Raw genomic sequence first — 25337 nt, 5'->3', positions numbered from 1 at the left:
ACAGCCTTTTGCCTATATTATAAAACTCTTGCATGTCCATTGTAAATTACTCCGGACTCTGCATCCATTGTAATTTCTTGTCCAGTTTCAATCACTTCTATTGCTTTTTCAACACCTACAATGACGGGTATTCCTAAACTTAGGCCTACTACAGCTGCATGGCTTGTCAGTCCGCCTTCTTCAGTGATCAAACCGGCACATTTTTCAATTGCAGGCATCATATCCCGATCAGAGGCATACGTAACAAGAATCTTCCCGCTCATATCATGCGCTAATGCTTCCTCGGCATTTTTGGCAACGACCACTTCACCATAAGCAACAGACTTGCCGATTCCTTGGCCTCGCGTAAGCATATCGCCGATCACATGGATTTTCATCAAGTTCGTTGTACCGGCCTCACCGACTGGAACACCTGCTGTAATAATAACGACATCTCCATGAGTGACATATTGGTGCTTTACACTCTCTTCAACCGATTCTTGTAAAATTTCATCTATCGAATCTACCCGTTTCCCGATCACTGGGTAAATACCCCAGACGAGCGACAATTTCCTAGAACAAACATCGGAAGCAGTAATTGCGATAATCGGACAACCTGGTCGGTATTTCGCAATCATTTTAGCGGTATGACCGCTTTCAGTTGGCGCAAGGACAGCTTTCACTTTTAAGTTGATGGCTGTGTAAGCGGCAGCTTGACCAATTGCTTCGGTCATATTACCGTGTTTTTCACGTCGACGCGTTGACACGACTGCACGATAATCGACAGCCCCCTCAGCGGTACGGGCGATTTTGTCCATTGTCCGGACAGATTCAACCGGGTAAACCCCTGCTGCAGTTTCACCGGATAGCATGATGGCATCCGATCCGTCTAAAATCGCATTTGCTACGTCGCTTGCTTCCGCCCTTGTCGGCCGCGGGTTGCGTTGCATCGAATCCAACATTTGCGTCGCCGTAATGACTGGCTTTCCGACTTGATTGCATTTTTCAATCATCTTCTTCTGAACGAGAGGAACCTCTTCCGCAGGGATTTCCACTCCAAGATCTCCCCTGGCGACCATCAATCCATCAGAAACATTCAGGATTTCATCTAGATTATCGACGCCTTCCTGATTTTCTATTTTAGGGATAATATGGATATGTGCTCCACCATTCTTTTCAAGTAATCCCCGAATCTCCATTACATCAGAAGAGCGTCGGACGAATGATGCAGCAATGAAGTCCACGCCTTCTTTTATGCCGAATAAAATATCTTCCTGATCCTTCTCAGTAATACCGGGCAACTGCACCGATACACCTGGGACGTTGACACCTTTTTTGTTTTTAAGAGTACCGGAGTTCACGACGAGCGTATGGATTAATCCATTAGTCTTATCCAGTCCAACGACTTCCAACTGAATCAAGCCATCATCTAATAGAATTACGGAGCCTTTATCCACATCTTCTATCAATTTGTCATACGTCACGGAAAAGGCCTGATCGGTCCCCTCGACTTCGGTCATTGAAATATCGATATGTTGACCTGTAATTAACTCAACCTGTCCATTTTTCATCGAGTGCGTGCGGATTTCAGGTCCTTTCGTGTCGAGAAGAATACCTACAACTTTTCCAGTCTTTTTCGACGCTTCCCTAATTGATAAGATACGGGCTTTATGCTCTTCATGTGATCCGTGTGAAAAGTTAAGCCGTGCCACGTTCATACCTGCTTCAATGAGCTGTTCCAGCGTTTCCGGCGACTCACTAGCCGGTCCGATTGTACATACTATTTTCGTTTTTCTCACCATAAAACGCCCTTTCAAATTGCTCTCGTTAAATTGAGAGTTCTTTAGATAATTTATATAATTCCATATCTAATGAGTGGTCCGATGGTTCAAATACCACTTCTAACTCATAGTCTACCACCACATTGTTTTGCATACCAATGGCAACTCCGCCGCGCCCTTCATTCAATACTTCAACTGCTCTTGCCCCATATTGGCTCGCGATGACTCGATCCCTTGCGGATGGTGATCCGCCGCGTTGAATATGTCCTAATACGGAAACTCTCGTCTCGATTTCCGCCTTCTCCTTCAACAAATCGGATAAAGCCGAGCCAGACATGACACCTTCGGCAACGATGATGATGCTATGCTTCTTTCCACGCCCTGTTCCACTTTTCAACCTGCTGATGATTTCATCCATATTATAACCTTCTTCAGGAATAAGAATTGTTTCCGCGCCTCCCGCTAGTCCCGCCCAAAGTGCAAGATCTCCTGCGTCACGGCCCATCACCTCAATGATGAATGTCCGCTCGTGTGAAGTTGCCGTATCCCTGATTTTATCAATAGCGTCTATAACAGTATTCAACGCTGAATCGAAACCAATCGTAAACTGCGTGCCGTTTATATCATTGTCAATCGTAGCGGGTACGCATACACATGGAATACCCATTTTAACTAATTCGAACGCCCCCCTGAATGACCCATCTCCTCCGATAACGACAAGCCCATCAATACGATGACGTTTCATTTGTTCAACCGCTTTTTTTCTTCCTTCTTCCGTCATGAACTCGGAGGACCGGGCAGATCGAAGCATTGTGCCGCCACGTTGAATGATATCGCCTACCGAGCCAAGCTGTAACTGTTCGATTTTCCCTTCGATCAACCCTTGATACCCATTGAATATACCAGCGATTTCAAGCCCATCATGAATAGCCTTACGCACGACTGCCCGAACAGCGGCATTCATGCCCGGCGCATCTCCACCACTCGTCAAAACACCGATTTTTTTCATCTGGACCACTCCTAGGATAATGTATGTATATGCTTGAATTGAAAAATGCGGGAAACATCCCGCACCTCCAATCATTCAGAAAAAACACCGATTTTACGGAATTTCTTATAACGGTCGTCGATAATTCCACCTTCGTCCATTTCACGGAACGTGTCAAGTGAAGCGCGCAACACTTCTCGGATTTGTAGCGCTTGCGCTTTCGGGTCTCTATGGGCCCCACCTAAAACTTCTGGAATGATCTCATCGATAATTTTCATTTCCTTTAAATGTGGTGCAGTGATTTTCATCGCTTCCGCAGCTTGCTTGGATAGACTTGAGTCCTTCCAAAGAATTGAAGCAGCCCCTTCCGGCGATATGACAGAGTATGTGGAGTGCTCAAGCATATGAATGTGATTAGCAACTCCTAACGCAAGTGCCCCTCCGCTTCCGCCTTCTCCAATAACAATTGAAACGACTGGCACTTTCAATCCGGCCATTTCAACCAGATTGCGTGCAATCGCCTCACTTTGGCCTCTTTCTTCAGCCGCTTTTCCTGGGTATGCGCCTTTCGTATCGATGAAACAGATGATCGGTCGTCCGAACTTTTCCGCCTGTTTCATCAAACGCAATGCTTTCCTATACCCCTCCGGATGTGGCATCCCAAAATTCCTCTTCACGTTTTCCTTTGTATCTTTTCCACGCTGATGTCCAATTACTGTGACTGGCTTCGTCTCAAAAAAGCCAATTCCACCGACGATTGCAGCATCATCTCCAAATGTTCGGTCGCCATGCAGCTCCATGAAGTCTTCAAATAACTCGGCAATATAATCCTTCGTCGTCGGACGCGCAGGATGCCTTGCTACTTGCACCCGATCCCAAGGTTCCATATTACTGTAAATTTCCGTTTCCAAATTACTAAGACGCGTTTTCAGCTTGCCTATTTCATCTGATAAATCGACATCATTGGCTGAAGTGAACTCTTCAAGTTCATTTATCTTTTCACGTAATTTAACGATCGGTTCCTCAAAAGCTAACGACTTGCTCATTTCATTTACCTCCCTTAACATGAAGCTCAATCAATTTTGCAAGAGCTTCTGTCATTTCGCAACGATGGATGACTGCATCCACTTGGCCATGTTCCATGAGGAATTCAGCGGTTTGGAAATCCTCGGGCAATTTCTCACGTACAGTTTGCTCGATTACCCTTCGTCCTGCAAATCCGATTAACGCTTTCGGTTCAGCGATATTAATATCACCGACTGATGCAAAACTTGCGGAAACGCCTCCAGTTGTCGGATAAGTCATGACAGAAATGAATAATAGTCCATTGTCCGCATGGCGCTTTAATGCTACGCTCGTTTTCGCCATTTGCATCAGGGATAAAACCCCCTCCTGCATACGCGCTCCGCCACTCGCCGAGAATATGAGGACAGGAATCCCTTTTTCCGTTGCTTTTTCAACAGCACGAGTGATTTTCTCTCCTACAACCGATCCCATTGAACCCATGCGAAAATGGGAATCCATAATCGCAACTGCCACCTCGTTGCCGCCAATTTTGCCGATGCCCGTTAAAACAGCCTCATTCAATCCGGTCTTTTCGGCATCCGATTCCACTTTTTCTGTATAGGATGGGAAATTAAGCGGATTCTCAGTCTTCAAATGGTCATCCATGGACTCAAACGTATCCTTATCAAATAAACATTCAACACGCTCCCATGCTGTCATTTTAAAATGATGGTCGCATTTAGGACAAACTTTCGCGGTTTTCATCAGATCTTTTGTCAGAATGATTTCTTTGCATTCCGGACATTTGGTCATAAGCCCTTCAGGCACATCGTTTTTTGCATCTGCTGAAGGTATTGTAATAGCTTGCTTCTTTTTATTTTTTGTGAATAAGTCGCGAATCATTATTATTCTTCCCCCTCGATATCTTCAATCCACCGGTCATATGCTGCAAGCGCCTCAAAAACACGTCCCTCGATAATATGCCCAAGCAAATCTTTCACAATGCCGGCTTCCTTTTCTTCAGTCATTTTCTCGTAAGGAACTTTACTATATTGCTTCAATAAAAACCAAATTTTTAATGATAGCCGGTTATCTGAGGCGATGATCATTTCGCGCACGATATCTTCTCTCAGAACTGTACCGTCCTCCTGCAGTTTCATGATCAAGCCCTCCCAAACAGGTAAATTCTGTTTATGGATGTCTTTGCAGATCGATTCGATAGCCGCTTTTTCATGAATAATGCGCGTTTCGTTTACATCCATTGCTGATTTTGGCTGTTGCATAATGAATGTGGACAATACTTCAACGAGCTGATGCTTTTTAAAGTCTCCCAGAAACGTGCCTTCCCCGCGTCTTGTTTCAATAAGCCCTAGCAGTTCAAGACTCCGCAATGCTTCACGGACCGTCGACCTTCCTACTTGGAGACGTTCCGCCAAAACGCGTTCAGATGGTAGTTTATCACCTATATTGATGCCTTCTGCTTTGATCATCAGCCTCAATTCTCCAACGATGTCAAGAAACATTTTAGATGATGGTTTTAAATTTTGCATTCGGGTGCCCCTTTTGGAATATCATGTTCAAAAAGTGGTCTGACCACTCCTGTTAATAAGCATACAGAAAAGTGATGCTTGCGTAAAGTGTAATCTCGGAAATGTATGTAAAGATTGAAGGAGCTGTTAAATAAATCAGCCACAAAATACAACACGTGAAACTGTTGATTTCCGCTTCAGGCGGACGCGTTCCGGGGGCGGGCGGTGAGCCTCCTCGGTCGCTCCGCTCCACTGCGGGGTCTCACCTGTCCCGCTAATCCCCCAGGAGTCGCCGCCTTCCGCTACAATCAACTAATGCTATCCTATAATTAATAGGTGACTGTAATCACATTCGTGGTTTGTATTTAAAACGTTATACTTGTTGTAATAGCAAGAACAATAAATCAGAAGTTAAAGGAGTAGAGAAAAATTAATTTTAATTTATTAATAGCATGATTAATATAGGGATTTCATATTTATAATAGGATGAATATATAAGTAAGTGAATCACTCTTAGATTCTCAGGCACGATTACGGATTTAATATGTATATACAAAATAGGCCATTTAGTTGGGGAAGGAGAAACTGTCTTATGAAGAAGAACATTTTCTACTTTGTAGCAGGTTTTTTAACTTATTTTGTGATTTCTACTCTTATCTATTTAATGTGAAAGCTAATATAAAGATTGGTGCCGAATGTGAATTAGAGGTTTCGATGACTCGAAACTATTTTACGTTATCCATCCTCAACCAAACTGACTATTATAAAAAAGATGATACATTCGCAATTAAGTTTGAGATATCAAACTTAACGGAAATATAATCAGGTGGAGAAAAACGGATTGTTTTTCTCCACCTGAGTCATTTTACGGACTTGATGGATAGCCCTTAAAATCCCTTAACCTGTTGAACGATTATTTGTGTTTGTCCGTTGCGTTTTTCCATTGTTCCTTCAAGCTGGACCATCGCCAATTCCTGAAGATATGCATTGCTTGCTGTGTATTGCCTTGGGAAGAGTGTGCAGGATAGTTCGCCTGTTTCGTCTTGTAGAGTGAGGAAGGCCATTGCTTCGCCCTTTTTCGTGCGAATGCGTTTAACTTCGCGAATTAGCCCTGCGACTTTTATCATACTACGCTCCTTAACAGCCGGAACGTCGACGAGGTCCACTATTTTTTCTTCCAGCTTTTTTTTCATTTCCAATGCCGGGTGTTCGGATAAGTAAAAGCCTAACACTTCCCGTTCATACTCCAACATGGCGAATCTAGGCATCGTTCCGCCCGGCGAGTATTTCGGTTTTGCAATGGAGAAGATGATATCCTGTAGCAGATCATCTTCTTCAGGACTGACGAACATTGCATGATTACGTGCCGCTTCAATAGACGCTAACAGCACTGGCCTGCTTTCTCCGAATTCGTCAAGAGCGCCTGCTTTAATTAATGGGATGATCGTTTTTTCGGTGAAATGCGTGCCTCCAACGGCTGCCGCAAATTCAAATAGAGATTTCCACCCACTAGCCGTGCGCGCCGCTTTTACAATGTTATAAAAAGATGGAGTCACACCTTTGATGGTGCCTAACCCAATCCGAATTGAACCATTTTCAACGATATGCGAGTATTTACTTCTTTGGATTGAAGGAGGAAGGATGTTAATGCCTCTCCCTCTTATTTCATGAATATACTCCATCGTTTTGTCTTGGTTGCCTGTCGCTGAAGACAGTAAGGCTGCGTAGAAGTATTCCGGTTCATTCGCTTTGATGAAGGCCAATTGGTATGAAATCAATGAATAAGCAACAGCATGGCTCTTCGGAAAACCATAGTCCGCGAATTTAACGATTAAATCGTATATTTCGGTGGCTGATCTTTCCGGGAAATTGTTTTTAACAGCACTCATGACGAAATGATCTCTTTCCTGTTTCAAGACTTCCCGCTTTTTTTTACTGACTGCCCTTCTTAAAAGATCGGCTTCCGCCATTGTGAACCCGGCGATCTGTACAGCAATTTGCATGATTTGCTCTTGATAGACAATAATCCCAGCTGTTTCCTTTAAAATCGGCTCTAGCTGCGGATGTATATAATCGATTCTTTCATTATTGTTTTTCCTTCTGCTGTAAAGAGGAATGTTTTCCATCGGACCCGGGCGGTACAATGCATTGATGGCGTATATATCGCTGAATTCATCCGGTTTGATCATCCTGAGGGCATTTCTCATTCCATCGGATTCAAATTGAAAAACCCCCGTCATATCGCCTTCCCTGAATAATTCAAACGTCTTTTCATCATCCAATGGAATGCTACCGTAATTCAGCGTCACTCCCTTATCATGTTCGATCAATGATTTGATCCGATCCATCAACGTCAAATTACGCAAACCGAGAAAGTCCATTTTCAACAACCCGATTTCTTCAACGTCTCCCATCGCCCATTGCGTCAAGAAAATATCATCCCCGCCATTTTGCAAAGGGACTGTTTCGACGAGTGGGACAGGAGACAGGATGACACCTGCTGCGTGAGTGGAAGCATTTCGAGGCAATCCTTCTAATGCTTTAGCAGATTGATACCACTTATCTCGTATTGAGTCCATCGCGATCCAATCTTGCAATGCTTTTGATCGATTGACGGATTCTTCGAGTCTTTTACTATGCCCTTCCTGAATCTGCTTCGATAGGAATGCCATTTCCTCATTCGAAAAGTCAAAGACACGGGCGACATTTCGGGCGACGGATTTTGAAGATAGTGTACCGAAAGTAATGATTTGTGCAACATGTGACTTGCCATATTTCTTCGCAACATACTCAATTACTTCTGACCGTCTGTTATCCGCAAAATCGATGTCGATGTCAGGCATCGTAATTCTTCCGGGATTAAGGAAACGTTCAAATATTAGTCCGTACCTTATCGGATCTACATCCGTTATCCCCAAGGAAAAGGCAACGAGAGACCCTGCTGAAGAGCCCCGGCCGGGACCTGTCAGAATGCCTTGCTCCTTAGCAAAGCGCATGAAGTCCTCGACGATTAGAAAATAATCAGAAAACCCCATCGAATCTATGATCTTCAGCTCGGCATGAAGCCGTTCCAAATAGATAGCACTTGCAGTTCCGATTCTGTTAATCAACCCCGCCTTGCAATGCTTTCCTAATAGTGAAGCGGAGGACTCCCCTTCAGGAACCGGAAATGCAGGCATAAGAGAGCGGCTTGGAGGCAATTCAGCATTGCAGGAAAGCATAATGTCAGCCATCGTGGTAAGCCACTCAGGATGATCTGAAAACCAATCTTGCCATTCGTCGTCCTCGGGTAAATAGGCGTCATAAATTTCTTTTTTAGGTCGTGACGGATCATTCAACTTATATCCGGAACGAATTGCAGTGGCCACTTCGAATGCGAAATCATCTTCCTTCGTAATATATCTCGACTCATGGAAAGCCGTAACAGCAGTCCCGGTCATTTCGCTTATCCGAAGAATTTCTTCTTCTTCATGATGGCGCACACCACCAGGTCTGGATATACCTATATAAACATTTTGGCTAGCACTCCGGATCATTTCTACATAGTTTTCAACTCGCCTTTCATCCCAAGAACGGTCGGTCAATGGGCAAATGAAGACACACCCTTCACTGTATGCTTGCAACCATTTCAACGGAATGATCTCCTTATCTTTCGTCGCCATGGCACTACTGATTTTAAGCAGATTGCCGTATCCTCTATCATCTTTCGCATAAGCGTATAGAAGGACATCGGGAGCGCCATCCGCAAGCTGAAGCCGGATCGATAATCCAATCACTGGATGGATGCCGTATTTCTCCATAATTTTGCAAAATGAACGAACGCCGTACATCTTTGAGTTGACGATTCCGACGGATTTAGCCCCTCTCCTTTTCAGAAGCGGGGCTAGATGATCGAGCTTTATTATTCCTCGCAGCAAATCCGCACCGGTCACAATTTGTGGATAGACAAGTACCAATGACAATCCCTCCGGGCAGTTAATAAACTGCACATAATTTTTTCAGTTTTCCAATGACCTCATCCGCTTTTTCCCACGAATAGATGGAAGCGCCAGAAGCGAGCGGATGCCCCCCGCCATCATACTCTGCAGCCAATTGATTGATGATTGGCCCCTTTGAGCGAAGACGCACACGGATTTGATCTTCTTCTTCGACAAAAATCACCCAGGCACATATTCCTTTTACATCACCAAGAGACCCTACTAGTTGTGAAGTTTCGCTTGCAGTTACATCGAATTGCTTTAAAATTGACTTGTCAATTTTAATGAAGGCCGCACCATGTTCATCAATCGTGAAGTTTTGGTACATATAGCCTTTCAAGTGAAGGAGCCTGCGATCCTCTTCGTACATTTCGGCAAATAATTTTGTCCGATCGAAATCGTGTTTGATTAATCCGCTTGCGATTTCAAAAGTTCTGACCGTCGCACTTGGAAAGAGGAAACGCCCAGTATCTCCGACAATTCCAGCGAATAAAAGCCGTGCACACGCATCAGACATCTTCCATCTATAATTTTCTCTGCCTTCTTCGAATAGGAGATAAATCATTTCGGAAGTGGAGCTCGATTCCGTATCCACCCATCTCACATCACCGTATGGGTCCACATTTGGATGGTGGTCAATTTTTAAAATATAAGCGCCTTCCTTATAAAACTCCGCATCAATGCGCTCTGTATTGCCCGTATCCGTAATGATGACAAGGGCCCCTTCGTAATCAGCCTTGTCAACTGCATCTTGCTCGGCCAGATATGAAAGCATCTCGTCATGAGCCCCTGCGGCATATACTTTTTTCTCTGGATAATTCGTTTTGATCAATTCTTTTAGACCGACTTGCGAACCGTAAGCATCCGGATCTGGTCTAACGTGTCGATGAATAATAATTTTGTCATATTTTTCAATTGTGTCGATGATTTGTCTTTTCAATTTCTGTTTCCTCCGAATTATAATGATTTCTGTTCGCAATCCTTTTAAAAAGCCGTTACAATGGAAGAAGTTCTGTGATGGAGGCCATTTTTCATGAAAACTATAAATTTCTTTCTTGTCTTTTTCATTGTAGCATCTGGCGTCTTTTATTTTTATTTTAAAACTCGGCAATTTAGGACGAGACACGTATTTCCGATCCGGAAGAAAATGTTTGCAAGCAAGGCAGGAACTTTCTTGGGTGGACTTCTTTTCTTCTTCGGGATCAACCAACTTCTCCTTTTTGATGGGATTGCTACTTATTTAGTTTCAGGTTTATTTATAATTTTTGGTGCTTATATTATGATTTTCAACTTCAGAGCATCCAAGCATTATCAACAATTTGTAGATGAAGAGACACAATTGAACGAAAACTGATGCGCATGCCGCATCAGTTTTTTTGTTATCCAGCTACGGACGCTAGATGCTTGGGTCATAAGCTCATAAGCCAAATCTGCTCTGTGGCATCTGAGCAAGCGTCCTCCGCTTTTATCTCTCAAACAGCTGATACATGACCATTGCTTTTGCGATTAGTTCTGTTTCTGAAAAAAGGTCGAAGTCGACTTTTACAAAACGCCTGCTCATATGAAGGATCCGTGGCTCCACCTTTACTACGCTGCCGAGCTGTACGTGCTTGATGAAGTAGATCGTCATATTTTCAGGAACACTTTCGCCGCGTTTCCGCATTTTGATTGCACGATTTCCTACATCCATTAGCAATGTTGTCAAAGCGCCATAGGATAAGGAGCCGAATTGATTCGTCATTTGCGGCACTACCGTGAATTCGATGTTCTGCGGTTGCTCCGACACGGCTTTCATTTGATTTTTAACGATATCGTCTATTTTTTCACCTTGCTGCGGTTGTCTTTGTGTCATTTGCAGTGCTTTCAGAACATCTTGCCTGCTAATGATTCCTTCCAAAATCCCACCATCGTTCACAACAGGCATCAGGTCGATGCCTTCCCAGATCATGCTATGTCCCGCAGATGCGACGCTTGTTTTGCCATTAACTGTAATTGGATGGTGCGTCATCACTTTCTCGATCAGTTCACTTTCCTGCTTTCCGACCGCATCTCTTGAAGTGACAATACCGATCAGTTTGCCGTTTTTTTCGATGACCGGGTAGCCCGAATGCGCAGTTGTCCGATTCACTTCATTGAAGTGACCGACATGATCTTTCGGGAAGAAAGTGATCGTTTCGGCAAGCGGTGTCAATATATCTTCTACAAGTAAAATTTCCTTTTCAATCAATTGGTCAAAAATCGCGCGATTCAACATCGTAGCAACGGTGAACGTATCATAGCTTGATGATATGATCGGCAAGTTAAGTTCATTCGCAAGTTTTTTCGCGTCGTCTTCGACATCAAATCCACCGGTTACGAGAACGGCGGCACCCGCGCTTAGTGCAAGTTCATGCGCCTTATGCCTATTCCCGACGATCAATAAGCTGCCCGCATCTATGTAACGTCTCATGTCATCGAGCTGCATAGCCCCGATGACGAATTTCGTCAATGTTTTATGAAGTCCGTCGCGTCCTCCGAGTACGACACCGTCTACAATATTGACGACTTCGGCATACGTGAGTCTTTCGATATTTTCTTTCTTTTTCTTTTCAATGCGGATCGTTCCGACACGTTCAATCGTATTGACGAGTTTTTGATTTTCAGCTTCTTTGATAGCCCGGTATGCTGTGCCTTCACTTACCGACAAAGCCCGGGCCACTTGGCGGACTGATATTTTTTCGCCGACCGCTAACCCTTCGATATAGCGTAAGATCAATTCATGTTTAGTCGACATCTCTTCACCTTTTTCTCTAGTTACCTGAGTTCATTTTATCATAAATGAAAAAGAATAGCGTTCGTGGTTGATGAACCAATTGAAAAACCGATCCCGGACAATAAATGATGTCCGGATCGGTCTGGAATTTAAATATCGATGGAGTCTCCCGCTTTCATAATGTTTACTTCGTGGGAGGTAACAAGTTCCTTAAAGGTTTGAGGATTTTGCTTGATTGGCGGGAATGTATCATAGTGAACTGGCACGACCAATTTCGGGTTCAGCATTTCAACCGCCATAGCCGCGTCTTCTGGCCCCATCGTGAAGTTATCGCCTATCGGCAAGAAGGCGACGTCGATTGAGTGACGTTTACCAATTAGCGCCATATCACCGAAAAGAGATGTATCCCCGGCATGGTAAATCGTCTTTCCCTCCGCTGTGAATAGAATCCCGGCAGGCATCCCTGTGTAGATAATTTCATTTTGATTCGTCGTATAGGACGAGCTATGAAATGCTTGTGTATATTTCACAGTACCAAAATCAAATGTATTGGATCCCCCGATATTCATGCCGTGCGTTTGAAAGCCTTGCCAACTTAAATAGACAGCCAGCTCATTAGGAGCGATGATTAAAGGATTGCATCTTTTGGCAATTTCCATCGTATCTCCAACGTGATCATTATGTCCGTGCGTCAGCAATATGATATCAGGAGATTGCTCGGAAGCCACCAAGTCCGTCAATTCATTTCCCGTGATGAATGGGTCAATCAATATTGTCTTCCCGCCTGTTTCAATCTTTACAACGGAATGTCCATGATAAGAAATCTTCATTTGTATGTCCCTCCATTTTCATTCATATATATTATTTCGTTATACAACCATAAAACCCTCTTTTTTGATATGATAAGAATACCCGAATAGGAGGGATACTTATGATGAAAATTGATGATATTCAACGCTATTTGCAAGAAGAAAGCATGGACGCTGCACTCATTACAACACCGGACAATGTGTTCTATGTATCCGGATTCAGCAGCAACCCACATGAACGACTGCTAGGCGTAATGGTATTTAAAGACGCCGAGCCGTTTGTCATTTGCCCATTGATGGAAGTGCCGGATTTAAAGGCATCCGGTTGGACATATGAGCCCATTGGACACGAGGACACGGAAGACGCTTGGGAAGTACTCGCTGAGGCTGCAAAAAAACGCGGTGTCCCACTACAAAAAATTGCTATTGAAAAATCGCATTTGACAGTTGAGCGCATGGAGCGCATGGAACAGCTATTCGAAGGTGCGGAGTTCTCCCGAATTGATGAAAAATTAAATTCGATGAGAAATATTAAGAGTGAGGACGAACTTGTCAAGCTACGTAAAGCGGCAGAGCTTGCGGATTACGCAATTGAAGTTGGCTGCAAAGAAATTGCGGAAGGTAAAACAGAACTTGAGATCTTAATGGCCATCGAGTTTGAAATGAAGAGAAAAGGCGCTGAAAAGATGTCGTTTGAAACGATGGTTTTATCAGGCCCTAAAACCGCTTCTCCCCACGGTACACCAGGAGACCGTAAAATCCAAAAAGGTGATTTCATCTTGTTTGACTTAGGCGTTGTCTATGACGGATATTGCTCCGATATTACGAGAACTGTAGCTTTCGGAGAGCCAACTGAAAAACAACGGGTAATTTATGAAACTGTCCGGAATGCGGAACAGACTGCAGTGGACCTTGTCCGTCCAGGAGTGAAAGCTCGGGATTTGGATAAGGCTGCACGGGACGTAATTACTGATGCTGGATATGGCGAGTACTTCACGCACCGATTAGGGCATGGACTTGGCATTTCTGTTCACGAATTCCCGTCCATCACTGGTACAAATGAAATGGAGCTTCAGGAAGGCATGGTCTTTACGATTGAGCCAGGTATCTACCATCCGGACATTACAGGTGTGCGAATCGAGGATGACGTTGTGGTGACCGCTGATGGGGTTGAAGTATTAACGAAATTCCCGAAAGAATTGCTCATTATAAAAGGGTAATATTATAAAAAACGCTGTCTGAAGTTTTGCTTCAGACAGCGTTTTTTAAATCCAGCTCCAGGTGGCAGAGGCTCGGGTCATAAGCCTCTAACCTCCACCCTCCGCTTTTTTTATTAACCTAATAATGTATCAGCTGCTACATATTCAAGGCCTTGTGCTTCAGCAACAGCCTTGTATGTAACATGACCTTCTAATGTATTAAGACCTTTTTGCAATGCAAGGTTATCCAAGCATGCTTGCTTGTATCCTTTGTTAGCAATTTGCAACGCGTAAGGAACTGTAACGTTTGTCAACGCCATTGTTGACGTGCGTGGAACTGCGCCCGGCATGTTTGCAACTGCATAGTGTACAACGCCATGTTTTTCATATGTTGGGTTATCATGCGTCGTTACACGGTCAGATGTCGCAAAGATCCCGCCTTGGTCGATAGCGATGTCGACAAGAACTGAGCCCGGCTTCATCGATTGAACCATTTCTTCAGAAACCAATTTCGGAGCCTTCGCACCTGGGATTAATACGCATCCGATAACTAGGTCGGAATCTTTCACCGATTCAGCGATATTGAATGGGTTGGAAACAAGCGTCTGAACGCTATCACCGAACATTTCATCCAATTGGCGAAGGCGATCTACTGACAAATCAAGCACAGTTACTTTCGCGCCCATACCAACTGCAATTTTCGCAGCGTTCGTACCAGCTTGTCCACCACCGATTACAGTCACTTGTCCGCGGGAAACACCTGGAACTCCAGAAAGAAGGATACCTTTTCCACCGTTGATTTTTTCAAGATATTGAGCACCAATTTGTGTAGCCATACGTCCCGCAACTTCACTCATCGGAGCTAGCAATGGTAATGAATTATTTACTTGAACTGTTTCATAAGCGATGCCGACGACTTTTTTATCAAGCATTGCTTTTGTCAATTCCAATTCAGGAGCGAGGTGAAGATATGTGAATAGGATAAGCCCTTCACGGAAATGGCCATACTCAGAAGCTAGCGGTTCTTTAACTTTCATGACCATTTCAGCTGCCCATGCCTCTTCTGCTGTTGCGACAATTTTTGCGCCTGCTGCAACATAATCCTCATCCGTAAAGCTAGAACCAAGTCCTGCTCCCGTTTCGATAAGTACTTCGTGACCTGCAGTATTCAAGTTGTAAGCCCCTGCAGGAGTCATTGCCACCCGGTTTTCATTATTCTTAATTTCTTTTGGAACTCCAATGCGCATTTTGAATCCTCCTAAGTATAAGAAAATTTGTTGGTCAATTTGATTTATTCAAATGACCAATATACTATTGATTCTATCAGAAATAAAAAGATTTTGCGCTGTTTAATAATATCCTCCAATTTTCAGTTTACTATTTGTTTTTAATTGATGCCCTTGTAACATTTTTGTCGAATTTCAAAGCCGTTTTTCCGATCTTTTCAATAAAAGAAAAGGATATCCGCAATTTTTATCGAAAGTAATAAGTGTAGAGAAAAAAATAAAAAGATGGAGTGATGAAAATGGTCTTGAAATATAGCCAAATTATCGTAGCGGTCGATGGATCTAAGGAATCTAGATGGGCATTTCAAAAAGCAGTTGGTATTGCAGAACGAAATAATGCATCTCTAAACTTAGTGAACATTATCGACACTCGTTCCTACGCAGCAGTTGAAGCGTATGACCGTTCCATCGCTGAACGTGCACAGAAATTTGCAGAGGAGCTTCTGACAGAATATAAGCAGGAAGCGGAAGAGGCTGGTTTGCAGAATGTGAACATCATCGTTGAATACGGTTCTCCAAAAACAATGATTTCCCGTGATCTATCTAAGAAGATTTCGGCTGATCTTATCATTTGTGGAGCAACAGGGTTGAATAAAGTCGAACGTTTCCTCATCGGCAGCGTTTCCGAAAACATCGTCCGTTCTGCGAATTGCGATGTGCTTGTTGTACGGACACCTGAAGATAAAGAGTAAGGCTGGATATTTACACATACAGAAAAGGCGGTATATCGTTTGACGACGATATATCGCCTTTTTCTTTGCACCTTTGGACTCACCGATATGCAAGTGCCCGTATTTGTTTAAGAGTTTTGTAAGAGGAGTTATGTACTATTTAAGATTGGAAAATAATGCTAATTTCCATTATCAAAACAGAAACAGAACGGGAGATATTTAACATGTATGCTTTGAACAAAAATAGTCTAATGATACTTTTTTCATCTGTAACAATTCTCTTGTCTATTATCATCACCGTATTACATAGGCAATTTCATTTTCTACGTGACTACCTATCTTTAAGAGGTATCTTTCCATTCACCGGAAAACTGTTGCTCATACAACATATCCTGTTTATTTTTCCAATCGTTCTCCTCATCTTCTCATTCGTAATCGTTAGAATGAATAAGGATCATAAAGCACTGCCACCACTCATAATGCTGACGTTAACATTCAGCAGTATTTCCATTATTGCAAACGGAGACGGGTTAGTTGAATACCACTTTTCCATCTTCATGGTCATTGCGTTAATCGCCTTTTTCGATCAGATCAGATTGGTTGTTAGTAGCACGCTCATCTTCGCAGTGCAGCATGTAGTCGGTTATTTTTACATTCCTGAATTAGTATGCGGTACATCCGACTATCAGTTTTCACTACTGCTAATTCATGCTGTATTTTTACTGCTAATGAGCAGTGCAACCATTTTATTCATCTATACAAAACAAAGAAATACCAAGCAGTTTGAAGAAACAGTAGCTTTGCAGCAAGAAGCGTTAAAAGAAATTCTTAACGGTTTAAATAAAACAAGTGGTTCCGTACTAGATTCCACTACTTACCTGTCTTCAAGTTCAGAGGAACTATTGTCAGCTGGACAGGAAATCACCTCATCCATTCAATCTGTAGTGGCGGCTACAAATGGACAACTTGGTCAACTGAATATTGGTATGGAAAGTGTGGACTCCATGCTTTCCCAAATCATACAAATCAATGGGAAAGCCGACCGCGTAAATACCAATGCAAAAGACACCTTACGCGAAGTGGAAAAAGGCACTGAAACAGTTGATAGGATGGCCGACCAAATGGATAAAATTGATCATTCATCAAAAATCGTCGTCCGCTTAGTCAATGAATTATCCAGCTATTCTTTTGATATAGATCGTAACGTGGTATTAATCTCTAATATCGCCGATCAAACTAATCTCTTGGCGCTTAATGCCTCGATAGAAGCAGCAAGAGCGGGTGAACACGGGAAAGGGTTTGCAGTCGTTGCAAATGAAGTTCGAAAACTTGCTTTGCAATCGAATGAATCTGCAGCTGATATTAAAACAGTCATTCAAACGATACAAGAAGGAATCGGCTATATTTCCGATAAAGTTCATGTCAACTTAATAGAAATTGAAAAAGGCACTGAGTTACTATCACGGACAAAGAGTGTGTTTGGCGAAATCATTCAATCCACCCACCATGTCAGTAAAGAAATTCATAGTATCTCTGACGCATCGGCGGACTTATTAAGTCATTCAGCGGATACTCGCGACATACTTGAGCAAGTATCAAGCATTACACATACATTTGCGCATGATATTGAAACGGTTCTAGCAACCACTGAGGAACAAACTGCAGCATCCCATGAACTGAATGACATCTCTTTGCTATTACAGACACTGACAGAAGAATTAAATGAAATTGTACAAAAAGTTACTACATCAATTGAAAAAGAATCGAGAATTCAATTTTAAAATACTAGGAGTTTACTAATGTCACCAGTGAAGAATACTAAAATAACATACATAGGAATACTGTTGCTCATCATGGCTATTTTAACTACTTTCCGTTTAGCATGGTTTTTTCACTATGTCCCTTCACAACAGTTTTTTTCGAATAGTGGCTTGTTAGATTTCCGTGACTCGAACATAAACGCAGATCAGACTATTTCACTCAGTGACGAGTGGAAGTTTTACCCTGACATACTTGCCGATCAGAAAAGTCTTCAATCCAACACTCACTTCATTATAAGTGACCCCGCAAACGTAGACTCTTCACATCACTACGGTACATATCAATTAAAAATTGTAATGGATGAAGTACCACCTGAACCACTTTCCATCCGTATACCGCCTACTAATACGGCATCCGCTTTGTTCATTAACGGCATATTACTAGGCGAATCCGGTAAAGTCTCAACTGATAAAGAACATCATAAAGGCAATGGCAACCCCTATACAGTTTCGTTTTCACCAGAAAGCAAAGAGATTAATATCGTATTACAAGTGTCCAATTTCGATACTGAAAAAGGTATTGCCATCAAAAAACCGATAAAGTTCAGCTCAGCTGACGCACTTGCCAAAGCAAATAGGTTGGAATCTTTTTTACTCAACGGCTTGGTAATTGTCCTATTGTTGCATAGTCTATACAGTTTGCTTATCTATTTTTTCATTCACCGGAATAAAATCCTTCTACTTTTTTCAGTTGGCTTCGTTCTTCCGGGTATCGATGAGTTGCTTACCTATGATGCATCGGCAATGGAGTGGCTCAAACTGGACTATTTATGGCAATTCAAGTTAAAAGAACTCGTTTATCTTGGTGCCTCCTTCTTTCTCGTTCAAATTATGAGAGTACTGTTGACGAATTTTCATCAATACGTATTTTTTCATTGGTACACTTTTTTTTACGGAATTAGCGCATTGCTCATCATTATATTGCCATTGCCTTATTTGCTTATGATTAACGATACCTTTTTCATCCTTTATATTGTTTCATTTCTATCTGTAATTTTTTTGGCGATGAAAGAATTCTTTCAAAATCAAAAGGAATCTATCTTTATCGCAATTACAGTAGTGAGCACGACATCCGGTATTCTTTGGGGTTTGATCAAAACTACTATAGGGGTTGATCTACCTTTTTATCCATTCGATTACCTATGCGCTTTTCTAGGATTTGCACTTTTTTGGTTTAAACGTTTCAACCGACAAAACAATCATGTGTTGTCTTTGGTGGAAGACTTAAAGCAAGCCAATCAATCAAAAGACAAATTCTTATTGAATAGTGCAGATAAACTTTGGAGTCCTTTGAATAAAATAATAACAATTGCTCAATCTTTATACTCTAAAAATCCAAATTATGACTTGCGATATTTAATCGATATAGGAAAAAGCACTTCATTTGTACTGAATGATTTAAGAGATTTTACACGTCTTAATGAAGGAACGATGCAAATTCAACCTGAGAGCATAAATGTACAAACAATCACTTTAGGTGTTTTTGATATGTTGAAGTACATGGTGGAAGGGAAACGTTTGGAACTGATCTCCAAAATCCCGACAAATTTCCCCACTATTTATGCTGATGAAAAAAAGCTCATTCAAATTCTATTCAATCTTTTAGGAAATGCAGTGAAGTATACCAATTCTGGAAAAATTACTGTGCGAGCAAAAGAGGATGCCGGAAGAGCCGTTATCTCAATTCAGGATACGGGCATTGGAGTGGATGAATCAACGCAGAAAAACATTCTTTCTGCCTTTATACAAGGAATAAAAGACGACGAAGGGCTGGGTCTCGGACTAAGTGTCTCGGAAAAACTAATAGAACTGCATGGGGACCATTTAGAGATGAAGTCGGTAATAGGCGAAGGCAGCATTTTCACCTTTTCCCTTCCACTGGCAGGCAAATCGGATCAAATAGAGAAGGCGCCCCACGGAGAAACCATTGCAGCTACAGTCAGCTCAGATGCAGTAACTTCCGATCCTATAGGGGGGTACCAGGTTTTAGTAGTGGATGATGACCCTACCAATCTAAAAATGATTCGTAGCATATTTCCTCCTGATTACAAAGTGACTACCGTGACGAGCGGAACGGAAGCACTGGAATTGCTAGTTGGTACGGACTGGGATTTGATGATCATTGATGTAATGATGCCCGTCATTTCTGGTTATGAATTAACGAAATTAATTCGGCAACAGTTCTCTCTCATTGATCTCCCTATTTTGCTATTACCTTCTCGAAATGACGACATAGACGTTAATATTGGTTTAACTGTAGGAGCAAACGATTATGTGACAAAGCCAATCAATTCAATTGAATTAAAGTCACGTAGTATTGCGTTAATCGAATTGAAGCAATCCATAAAGGAAAAGCATAAAATGGAGTCTGCTTGGCTACAAGCGCAGATCCGCCCACATTTTTTATTCAATACGCTAAATACGATTGCCAGCTTAAGTTCAATCGATTCCGAAAGGATGATTAAATTACTTGAGAAATTTGGCGAGTATTTATCCGGTAGCTTCAAAGAGGAGAATTTACTTAGAGAAATCCCTATTCAAAACGAATTGAGTCTTGTCGAATCTTATCTGTATATACAATCCGAGAGATTCGGCGATCGCTTCCAAGTAAAATGGGAAATCGATGAGCGGCTATCTGTAGAAGTCCCGCCGTTGTCTATCCAGACATTAGTAGAAAACGCAGTCCAGCATGGAGTACTAAAGAGAAGTGAGTCTGGAACCGTATGTATTCGAACTTCGGATCATCCAGATTTCACGGAAGTGGTGATTCAAGACGATGGAGTCGGAATGGACTTGGAAACAGTTAGAACCGTGCTGGATGTAAAGAGAAGGACCAGTAAAGGAATCGGTCTGCTAAATACAAATGAAAGATTAAAGAGGATAAATGGCTTGGGATTATCCATTGATAGTTCACCCAATCAAGGAACCACAGTCAGCTTTAAGATACCTAAAAGAAAATAGAGAGGGCTGTCACAGGCAGTCAGTTTTTACTGACTTTCCGGACAGCCCTTCTGTATTTAAATCCTGAAAGAAACATTAGATCTGTGATTACCAATACTTTGCCTTACTCTTCTATCCAATCATCAATCTTACGCAGGAACGAAGACATCGCAATCTTATCCGACATATTAGGAACTTTCGATAAAAGAACATCAGGCGTGCCTTTCATTTCAGGGTAAGGCTTCTGCAGCACTAGGATGCTTTTCTCATGGACTGAACTCTTGAACAATGACTCCGGCAATTGTATAACCGCTCGTATAAGTGCATTCTTTTTCACATAGCGGTGAAGCTCAGGAGACTGATCAGATTCAAAAATAGAAGCTGGGACCAGGAATAACCCATATCCCCTTTCCTTCAAATGATTCATCGACTGTTCAATAAATAGATGATGCGAGAAAGCATGCCCCTCAGCCGGCATCATTTCAAAATCGATCGCATTGTCATCATCCGGATAATATCCGACAGGCAGGTCACAGACGACCATATCTACCGGGTCCACCAACAAAGGACGTAATCCGTCTTGGACAAAAAAGCGGACGGGCTGTTCTAGTAAATCCGCAGTAACAGCAGCGAGTCTTACTAATAGCTCATCAATTTCAACGGATGCAGCTGCCGCTTTATCCCCTAATGCGTTCATAACCGTAAACAGGAGATTTCCTGTTCCTGTAGCCGGGTCCAGCAACGTAATATGATCTTCTTTCGACATTAGCCTGTTTGCAAAATGCCCGATGAGCATAGCGATGGCGTCCGGCGTCATCTGATGATGCGGCTGAGCCTGTTCTTTCATTCCTTTTAAAACGGCAAGTTGAATCCCTCTTCGGATTTCTTCCTTTGTTACCGTTTCAGTCACGCGAGGCATGCTTTCTTCGGATAGCCATTCATTGCATGCCTGAATTACGGATTCCAAATAGAGCTCTTCCTTATTGGATTCAGCAAATTCGTCTAAAAACCTAAATATTTGTTCAGTATTTGTTATCATTTTCATCCCTCTAATCAATCCACAAAAATAAAAAGTCTTTAAAAGCCCACCCGTTTCCGAGTGGGCCGACTATCATTCAGTTAATTTTTTTACTGCTTCAATCGCTTTTTCATAATCCGGATGATCCGTCACTTCATTAACATACTCCACGTAAGTAACGTTATCGTCTTTATCAACGACAAAGATGGAACGTGATAGTAACCGTAATTCCTTAATGGCGACACCGTAGGCTTCGCCGAATGAAAGATCACGATGGTCTGATAATGTCTTGACGTTATTAGCATCTTCCGCTTTAACCCATCTCGCCTGAGCAAACGGAAGGTCAACTGAGATTGTGAGCACTTCCACATCTTCCCCAAGGGCACTAGCTTCTTCATTGAATTTCTTCGTTTGAAGTGAACATACGCCAGTGTCGAGTGATGGAACGACGCTGATCAATCGGATCTTACCCTTTGAATCGTTCAAAGTGACGGGTTTCAAGTCATTTGAAAGAACTGTGAAATCTGGAGCTTTGTCGCCTATTGCAACTTCTTTACCGAGCAATGTAACCGGATTTTGTTGGAAAGTAACATTAGCCATGAAGACGCCTCCTTTATCATTTCAATTCATTCTACTAAACAATTGTTCCCTCATGCAACTCTTCACCCTTGCGTTCCCGTCTTGTCTCGATCACTTCTTTTTCAAATGATTGCTCGTGTATGACATAGGTATCTGCAAACAGATCATGAACCGCTTCCTTTTTCGGCATGAAAATAACTAGTAAATAAGGGATTGTAAGCAGTTTTGAGATGAAACGGCCAATCACTTCTCTGAAAAGCACGGTTCCCCACGTCAATTTCCCTTCATTCTTTTGAACGACTTTAATACCCAAAATCATTTTACCGACTGTCTGACTGAAAATCTTCGTCATCAAGGCAAAATAAGCAAGAAACACAATCAGGATTGTCACCTTATACGGACTAAAGAGCAAGAAGGAAGGATTGGAGATTTTGATATCTAGAATTCTGAATATCGGTTTGATGATAATACCGCTTACGGCAGATACCATGAGCAGGTCAATCAAGTAAGCCCAAAACCGAGTCCAGAACCCAGCAAATTTCGGCCTGAATTGTTCCGTCTTAATAATTTCATATTCAGGGATATGGTCTTGCATCTCAGGAACAGGCGTCATATGTCGATTTTGTTCAAAATGATCTGTCATGCCAAATCCCCTCCTTATTTTTCACCATATAAATACATCATTCTTGGAGCATCGTAATCAGATAGCAACTTGCCGATTAGCTCTGATTCCACATTGCGTCCGAAAAGATTACCGACCTTCACTCCGAATAGCGAACCGAAATTATCCATCGGTGCAAATTCAAAAACTGTCGCGTTTTCCAAGTCATGATCCGTCTTCAACGCAGCGATGACATCACCCATCTTGCCAAAATCATCCGCCAGTCCGGCCTCGATCGCCTGTCTTCCGTTCATAATGCGGCCATCCGCCACTTTTTTCACATCGTCAACCGACATATGCCGGCCTTCAGCAACAATCCCTACAAAACGCTCATAAGAATCGTTGATCATTTCTTGAAGCATATCGTGTTCTTCCTCTGTCATCTCGCGGGAACCGCTCATGATGTCTTTGTAAGGACCTGTTTTAATCGTATTAAAATCAATTCCATATTTTTCAGCAAGCTTCGCGTAATTAACGCTTTCCATAATAACTCCGATGGAACCGGTAATTGTTTCAGGATGAACGAAAATCTTTTCCGCAGGAGCAGATACATAATATCCGCCAGATGCAGCCATTCCACCCATCGCCACATAAATTGGAATTTCTCTCTCACTTTGAATTGCCCGGATTGAATCATAAATATCGGATGACTCAAGAACACCGCCACCAGGTGAATTGACGGAAAGGACAACACCTTTTATAGTTTGATCGTTAAGAACGTCATTAAGCTGTGACATGAATAATTGGTGATTGTATCCACCTGATGCAAATAGGGAGCTGCCGACGTCCTGGATTACGCCATCCAATGTCAGAATCGCTATTCTGTCCCTACTTGTGCCCTGTTGGACAACTGTCTCACTGTAGCCTGATGTTCCTGCAGCCATTTCTTCAAAGAAGCTGTTGAAGTCTCTCGTGAATATGTACGATAGAGAGTTGATTCCTACTGATATGAAGACAAGCACCGCCGCTACGATGATTGCGACCCATCGTTTTATTGCCATTATTTTTTGCCCCTTTCTTTCTTTCCACCATTGTATACGTACTTTACCATCATAATGTTTCATTTTCTTTCAATCTGTTTCTCATTGGGCGTTTCTTTTGGTTAATACCGACTCATAAATTTTGGAGACTGTAAAAATGATAAGGGCTCCCCAAATCATTGAAAATGAAAGCATTTCAATTGAACCGAACGATTCTTTGTAAACGACAACACCTAAAAATAACATCATCGTCGGTGCGATATACTGTATGAACCCTGACACATACAATGGAATCTGCTGTACACCTTTTGCATACATGACCAACGGTAATGCTGTTGCAATTCCCGTTAGGATGAGTAGTACGTCCGTTTTTAAATCAGAATGCAGAAAGACGGCTTGTCCTCTGGCGAAAAGCCAAACATAATAACCAATTGCAAAAGGCGTCATGAAAAGCGTCTCAATTGCCAACCCACGGAGCGAATCCAATTGAATCCTTTTTTTAATGAAACCGTACACAGCAAAAGTGATTGCAAGGCTTAACGCAATCCAAGGGAACCGGCCGTATGAAACCGTCATGACAATTACACCCAAAGTTGCTAGAAGGAATGCAATCTTCTGCGCTGATGATAACTTCTCTTTCAAAAAGAAGATGCCGAGCAAAACCGATACTAAGGGGTTAATGTAATACCCTAGGCTTGTTTGTACAATATAATCATTGTTTACGGCCCAAATGTAGATAAACCAATTGGATGTTACCAATACAGACGCGATGAACAAACTCCAAAATTGCGACTGCTTTTTCCAGAGCTCTTGAATATCCAGAAGGAGTTGTTTACCATTTTTCACAATTAAAATAACGAGCAGTGTTGAAAAAAATGCCCACATAATGCGACCCGTCAATATTTCATCGCTTTGCACGTGCGCCAGGTGCTTCCAATAAATCGGCATGATCCCCCAAATTAAAAAGGACCCAACAACCCATAGGACACCGCTTTTCTCTGTTTGCATTTAACGACGCCCCCTTAAAGTAGTGTAAAATATTAGGCGTGTTGATTAACCATTATTATACAGTAGCGCTACTTTGAACCCGTTGACTTCCGTTCCGGCGCACGCTTTCCGCGGGCACGGCTTCAGACTCCTCGTCGCGAAGAACACGCTCCTGCGGGGTCTTCAGCTCGCGCTGTTCCCGCAGGAAGAGCCGTCACGAAGAACGGCTTTTGCGAGTGAAGCGTAGCGAAAATGAGCACATCTTTGCACTTCGGCGCCTGCACTACAGTCAACTGAAGATTTCTGAATAACATAGCAAGCAATGCTCGTATCTACAAGAGAGTTGTTAATTATCCATATTTCCTATAGATGTCGT

At 42.4% G+C, this 25337-nt stretch carries 20 protein-coding genes; 5 read left to right on the top strand and 15 right to left on the bottom strand.

Annotation, left to right across the window (positions count from 1 at the left end):
• Nucleotides 1–17: 17 nt before the first annotated feature.
• The 7 genes from pyk to SLU01_RS02635 all read right to left on the bottom strand — a co-directional run bounded on the left by pyk (nt 18) and on the right by SLU01_RS02635 (nt 10199).
• Nucleotides 18–1778: a pyruvate kinase gene (gene pyk / locus SLU01_RS02665; protein WP_147055068.1), complete on the bottom strand. Its 1761-nt coding sequence runs from the start codon at nt 1776–1778 to the stop codon at nt 18–20.
• A gap of 28 nt (nt 1779–1806) precedes the next feature.
• Nucleotides 1807–2769: a 6-phosphofructokinase gene (gene pfkA, locus SLU01_RS02660; RefSeq protein ID WP_147055066.1), complete on the bottom strand. Its 963-nt coding sequence runs from the start codon at nt 2767–2769 to the stop codon at nt 1807–1809.
• Between the two features lie 71 nt (nt 2770–2840).
• Nucleotides 2841–3794, bottom strand: a complete 954-nt coding sequence (locus tag SLU01_RS02655; protein WP_147055064.1) for an acetyl-CoA carboxylase carboxyltransferase subunit alpha — start codon at nt 3792–3794, stop codon at nt 2841–2843.
• A 1-nt stretch (nt 3795) separates the two neighbouring features.
• Nucleotides 3796–4659, bottom strand: a complete 864-nt coding sequence (accD, locus tag SLU01_RS02650; protein WP_174842607.1) for an acetyl-CoA carboxylase, carboxyltransferase subunit beta — start codon at nt 4657–4659, stop codon at nt 3796–3798.
• The gene (locus SLU01_RS02645; protein WP_147055061.1) at nt 4659–5303 is read right to left on the bottom strand and encodes a FadR/GntR family transcriptional regulator; all 645 of its coding nucleotides are present in this window, start codon (nt 5301–5303) and stop codon (nt 4659–4661) included. The genes accD and SLU01_RS02645 overlap by 1 nt, the downstream gene beginning before the upstream one ends.
• An 866-nt stretch (nt 5304–6169) precedes the next feature.
• Nucleotides 6170–9238 (bottom strand): DNA polymerase III subunit alpha, encoded by a 3069-nt coding sequence (locus tag SLU01_RS02640; RefSeq protein WP_147055215.1) that lies wholly within the window; start codon nt 9236–9238, stop codon nt 6170–6172.
• Between the two features lie 19 nt (nt 9239–9257).
• Complete coding sequence (locus tag SLU01_RS02635; RefSeq protein ID WP_147055060.1) at nt 9258–10199, bottom strand: DHH family phosphoesterase; 942 nt, start codon at nt 10197–10199, stop codon at nt 9258–9260.
• Nucleotides 10200–10292: 93 nt separating this feature from the next.
• On the opposite strand from SLU01_RS02635, the gene SLU01_RS02630 reads away from it, so the two are divergent.
• On the top strand, nt 10293–10613 hold the full coding sequence (locus SLU01_RS02630) for a YtpI family protein (RefSeq protein WP_147055058.1): 321 nt from the start codon (nt 10293–10295) through the stop codon (nt 10611–10613).
• A 111-nt stretch (nt 10614–10724) separates the two neighbouring features.
• On the opposite strand, the gene SLU01_RS02625 is transcribed toward SLU01_RS02630, so the two are convergent.
• Complete coding sequence (locus SLU01_RS02625) at nt 10725–12032, bottom strand: DRTGG domain-containing protein (protein WP_147055056.1); 1308 nt, start codon at nt 12030–12032, stop codon at nt 10725–10727.
• Nucleotides 12033–12160: 128 nt separating this feature from the next.
• Nucleotides 12161–12841 carry a metal-dependent hydrolase gene (locus tag SLU01_RS02620; protein ID WP_147055054.1) on the bottom strand — a complete coding sequence of 227 codons (681 nt, stop codon included), beginning with the start codon at nt 12839–12841 and terminating at the stop codon, nt 12161–12163.
• Between the two features lie 101 nt (nt 12842–12942).
• On the opposite strand from SLU01_RS02620, the gene SLU01_RS02615 reads away from it, so the two are divergent.
• Nucleotides 12943–14040: a M24 family metallopeptidase gene (locus tag SLU01_RS02615; protein WP_147055052.1), complete on the top strand. Its 1098-nt coding sequence runs from the start codon at nt 12943–12945 to the stop codon at nt 14038–14040.
• 113 nt (nt 14041–14153) lie between these two features.
• Here SLU01_RS02615 and ald read toward each other — a convergent pair whose 3' ends face one another.
• Nucleotides 14154–15266 carry an alanine dehydrogenase gene (ald, locus tag SLU01_RS02610; protein WP_147055050.1) on the bottom strand — a complete coding sequence of 371 codons (1113 nt, stop codon included), beginning with the start codon at nt 15264–15266 and terminating at the stop codon, nt 14154–14156.
• A gap of 278 nt (nt 15267–15544) precedes the next feature.
• On the opposite strand from ald, the gene SLU01_RS02605 reads away from it, so the two are divergent.
• From SLU01_RS02605 to SLU01_RS02595, 3 genes are all read left to right on the top strand, one after another.
• Entirely contained in the window at nt 15545–15997 is a 453-nt protein-coding gene (locus SLU01_RS02605; protein ID WP_147055213.1) for a universal stress protein, read from the top strand.
• Between the two features lie 203 nt (nt 15998–16200).
• Entirely contained in the window at nt 16201–17757 is a 1557-nt protein-coding gene (locus SLU01_RS02600; protein WP_170232556.1) for a methyl-accepting chemotaxis protein, read from the top strand.
• 18 nt (nt 17758–17775) lie between these two features.
• Nucleotides 17776–20757, top strand: a complete 2982-nt coding sequence (locus tag SLU01_RS02595) for a hybrid sensor histidine kinase/response regulator (RefSeq protein ID WP_147055045.1) — start codon at nt 17776–17778, stop codon at nt 20755–20757.
• 103 nt (nt 20758–20860) lie between these two features.
• Here SLU01_RS02595 and SLU01_RS02590 read toward each other — a convergent pair whose 3' ends face one another.
• From SLU01_RS02590 to rarD, 5 genes are all read right to left on the bottom strand, one after another.
• On the bottom strand, nt 20861–21775 hold the full coding sequence (locus SLU01_RS02590) for a class I SAM-dependent methyltransferase (RefSeq protein ID WP_174842605.1): 915 nt from the start codon (nt 21773–21775) through the stop codon (nt 20861–20863).
• A 72-nt stretch (nt 21776–21847) separates the two neighbouring features.
• Nucleotides 21848–22354: a thiol peroxidase gene (tpx, locus tag SLU01_RS02585; protein WP_147055043.1), complete on the bottom strand. Its 507-nt coding sequence runs from the start codon at nt 22352–22354 to the stop codon at nt 21848–21850.
• A 34-nt stretch (nt 22355–22388) separates the two neighbouring features.
• Nucleotides 22389–22976 carry an RDD family protein gene (locus SLU01_RS02580; protein WP_246110846.1) on the bottom strand — a complete coding sequence of 196 codons (588 nt, stop codon included), beginning with the start codon at nt 22974–22976 and terminating at the stop codon, nt 22389–22391.
• 14 nt (nt 22977–22990) lie between these two features.
• Nucleotides 22991–23995, bottom strand: a complete 1005-nt coding sequence (sppA, locus tag SLU01_RS02575) for a signal peptide peptidase SppA (protein ID WP_147055207.1) — start codon at nt 23993–23995, stop codon at nt 22991–22993.
• 81 nt (nt 23996–24076) lie between these two features.
• Nucleotides 24077–24982, bottom strand: coding sequence for an EamA family transporter RarD (rarD, locus tag SLU01_RS02570; protein ID WP_147055041.1), 906 nt, complete (start codon nt 24980–24982; stop codon nt 24077–24079).
• Between the last annotated feature and the right edge of the window lie 355 nt (nt 24983–25337).

Source organism: Sporosarcina luteola, from assembly GCF_007991495.1.
Lineage (GTDB): Bacteria > Bacillota > Bacilli > Bacillales_A > Planococcaceae > Sporosarcina > Sporosarcina luteola.
This window is presented reverse-complemented; position numbering and strand designations above follow the sequence as displayed.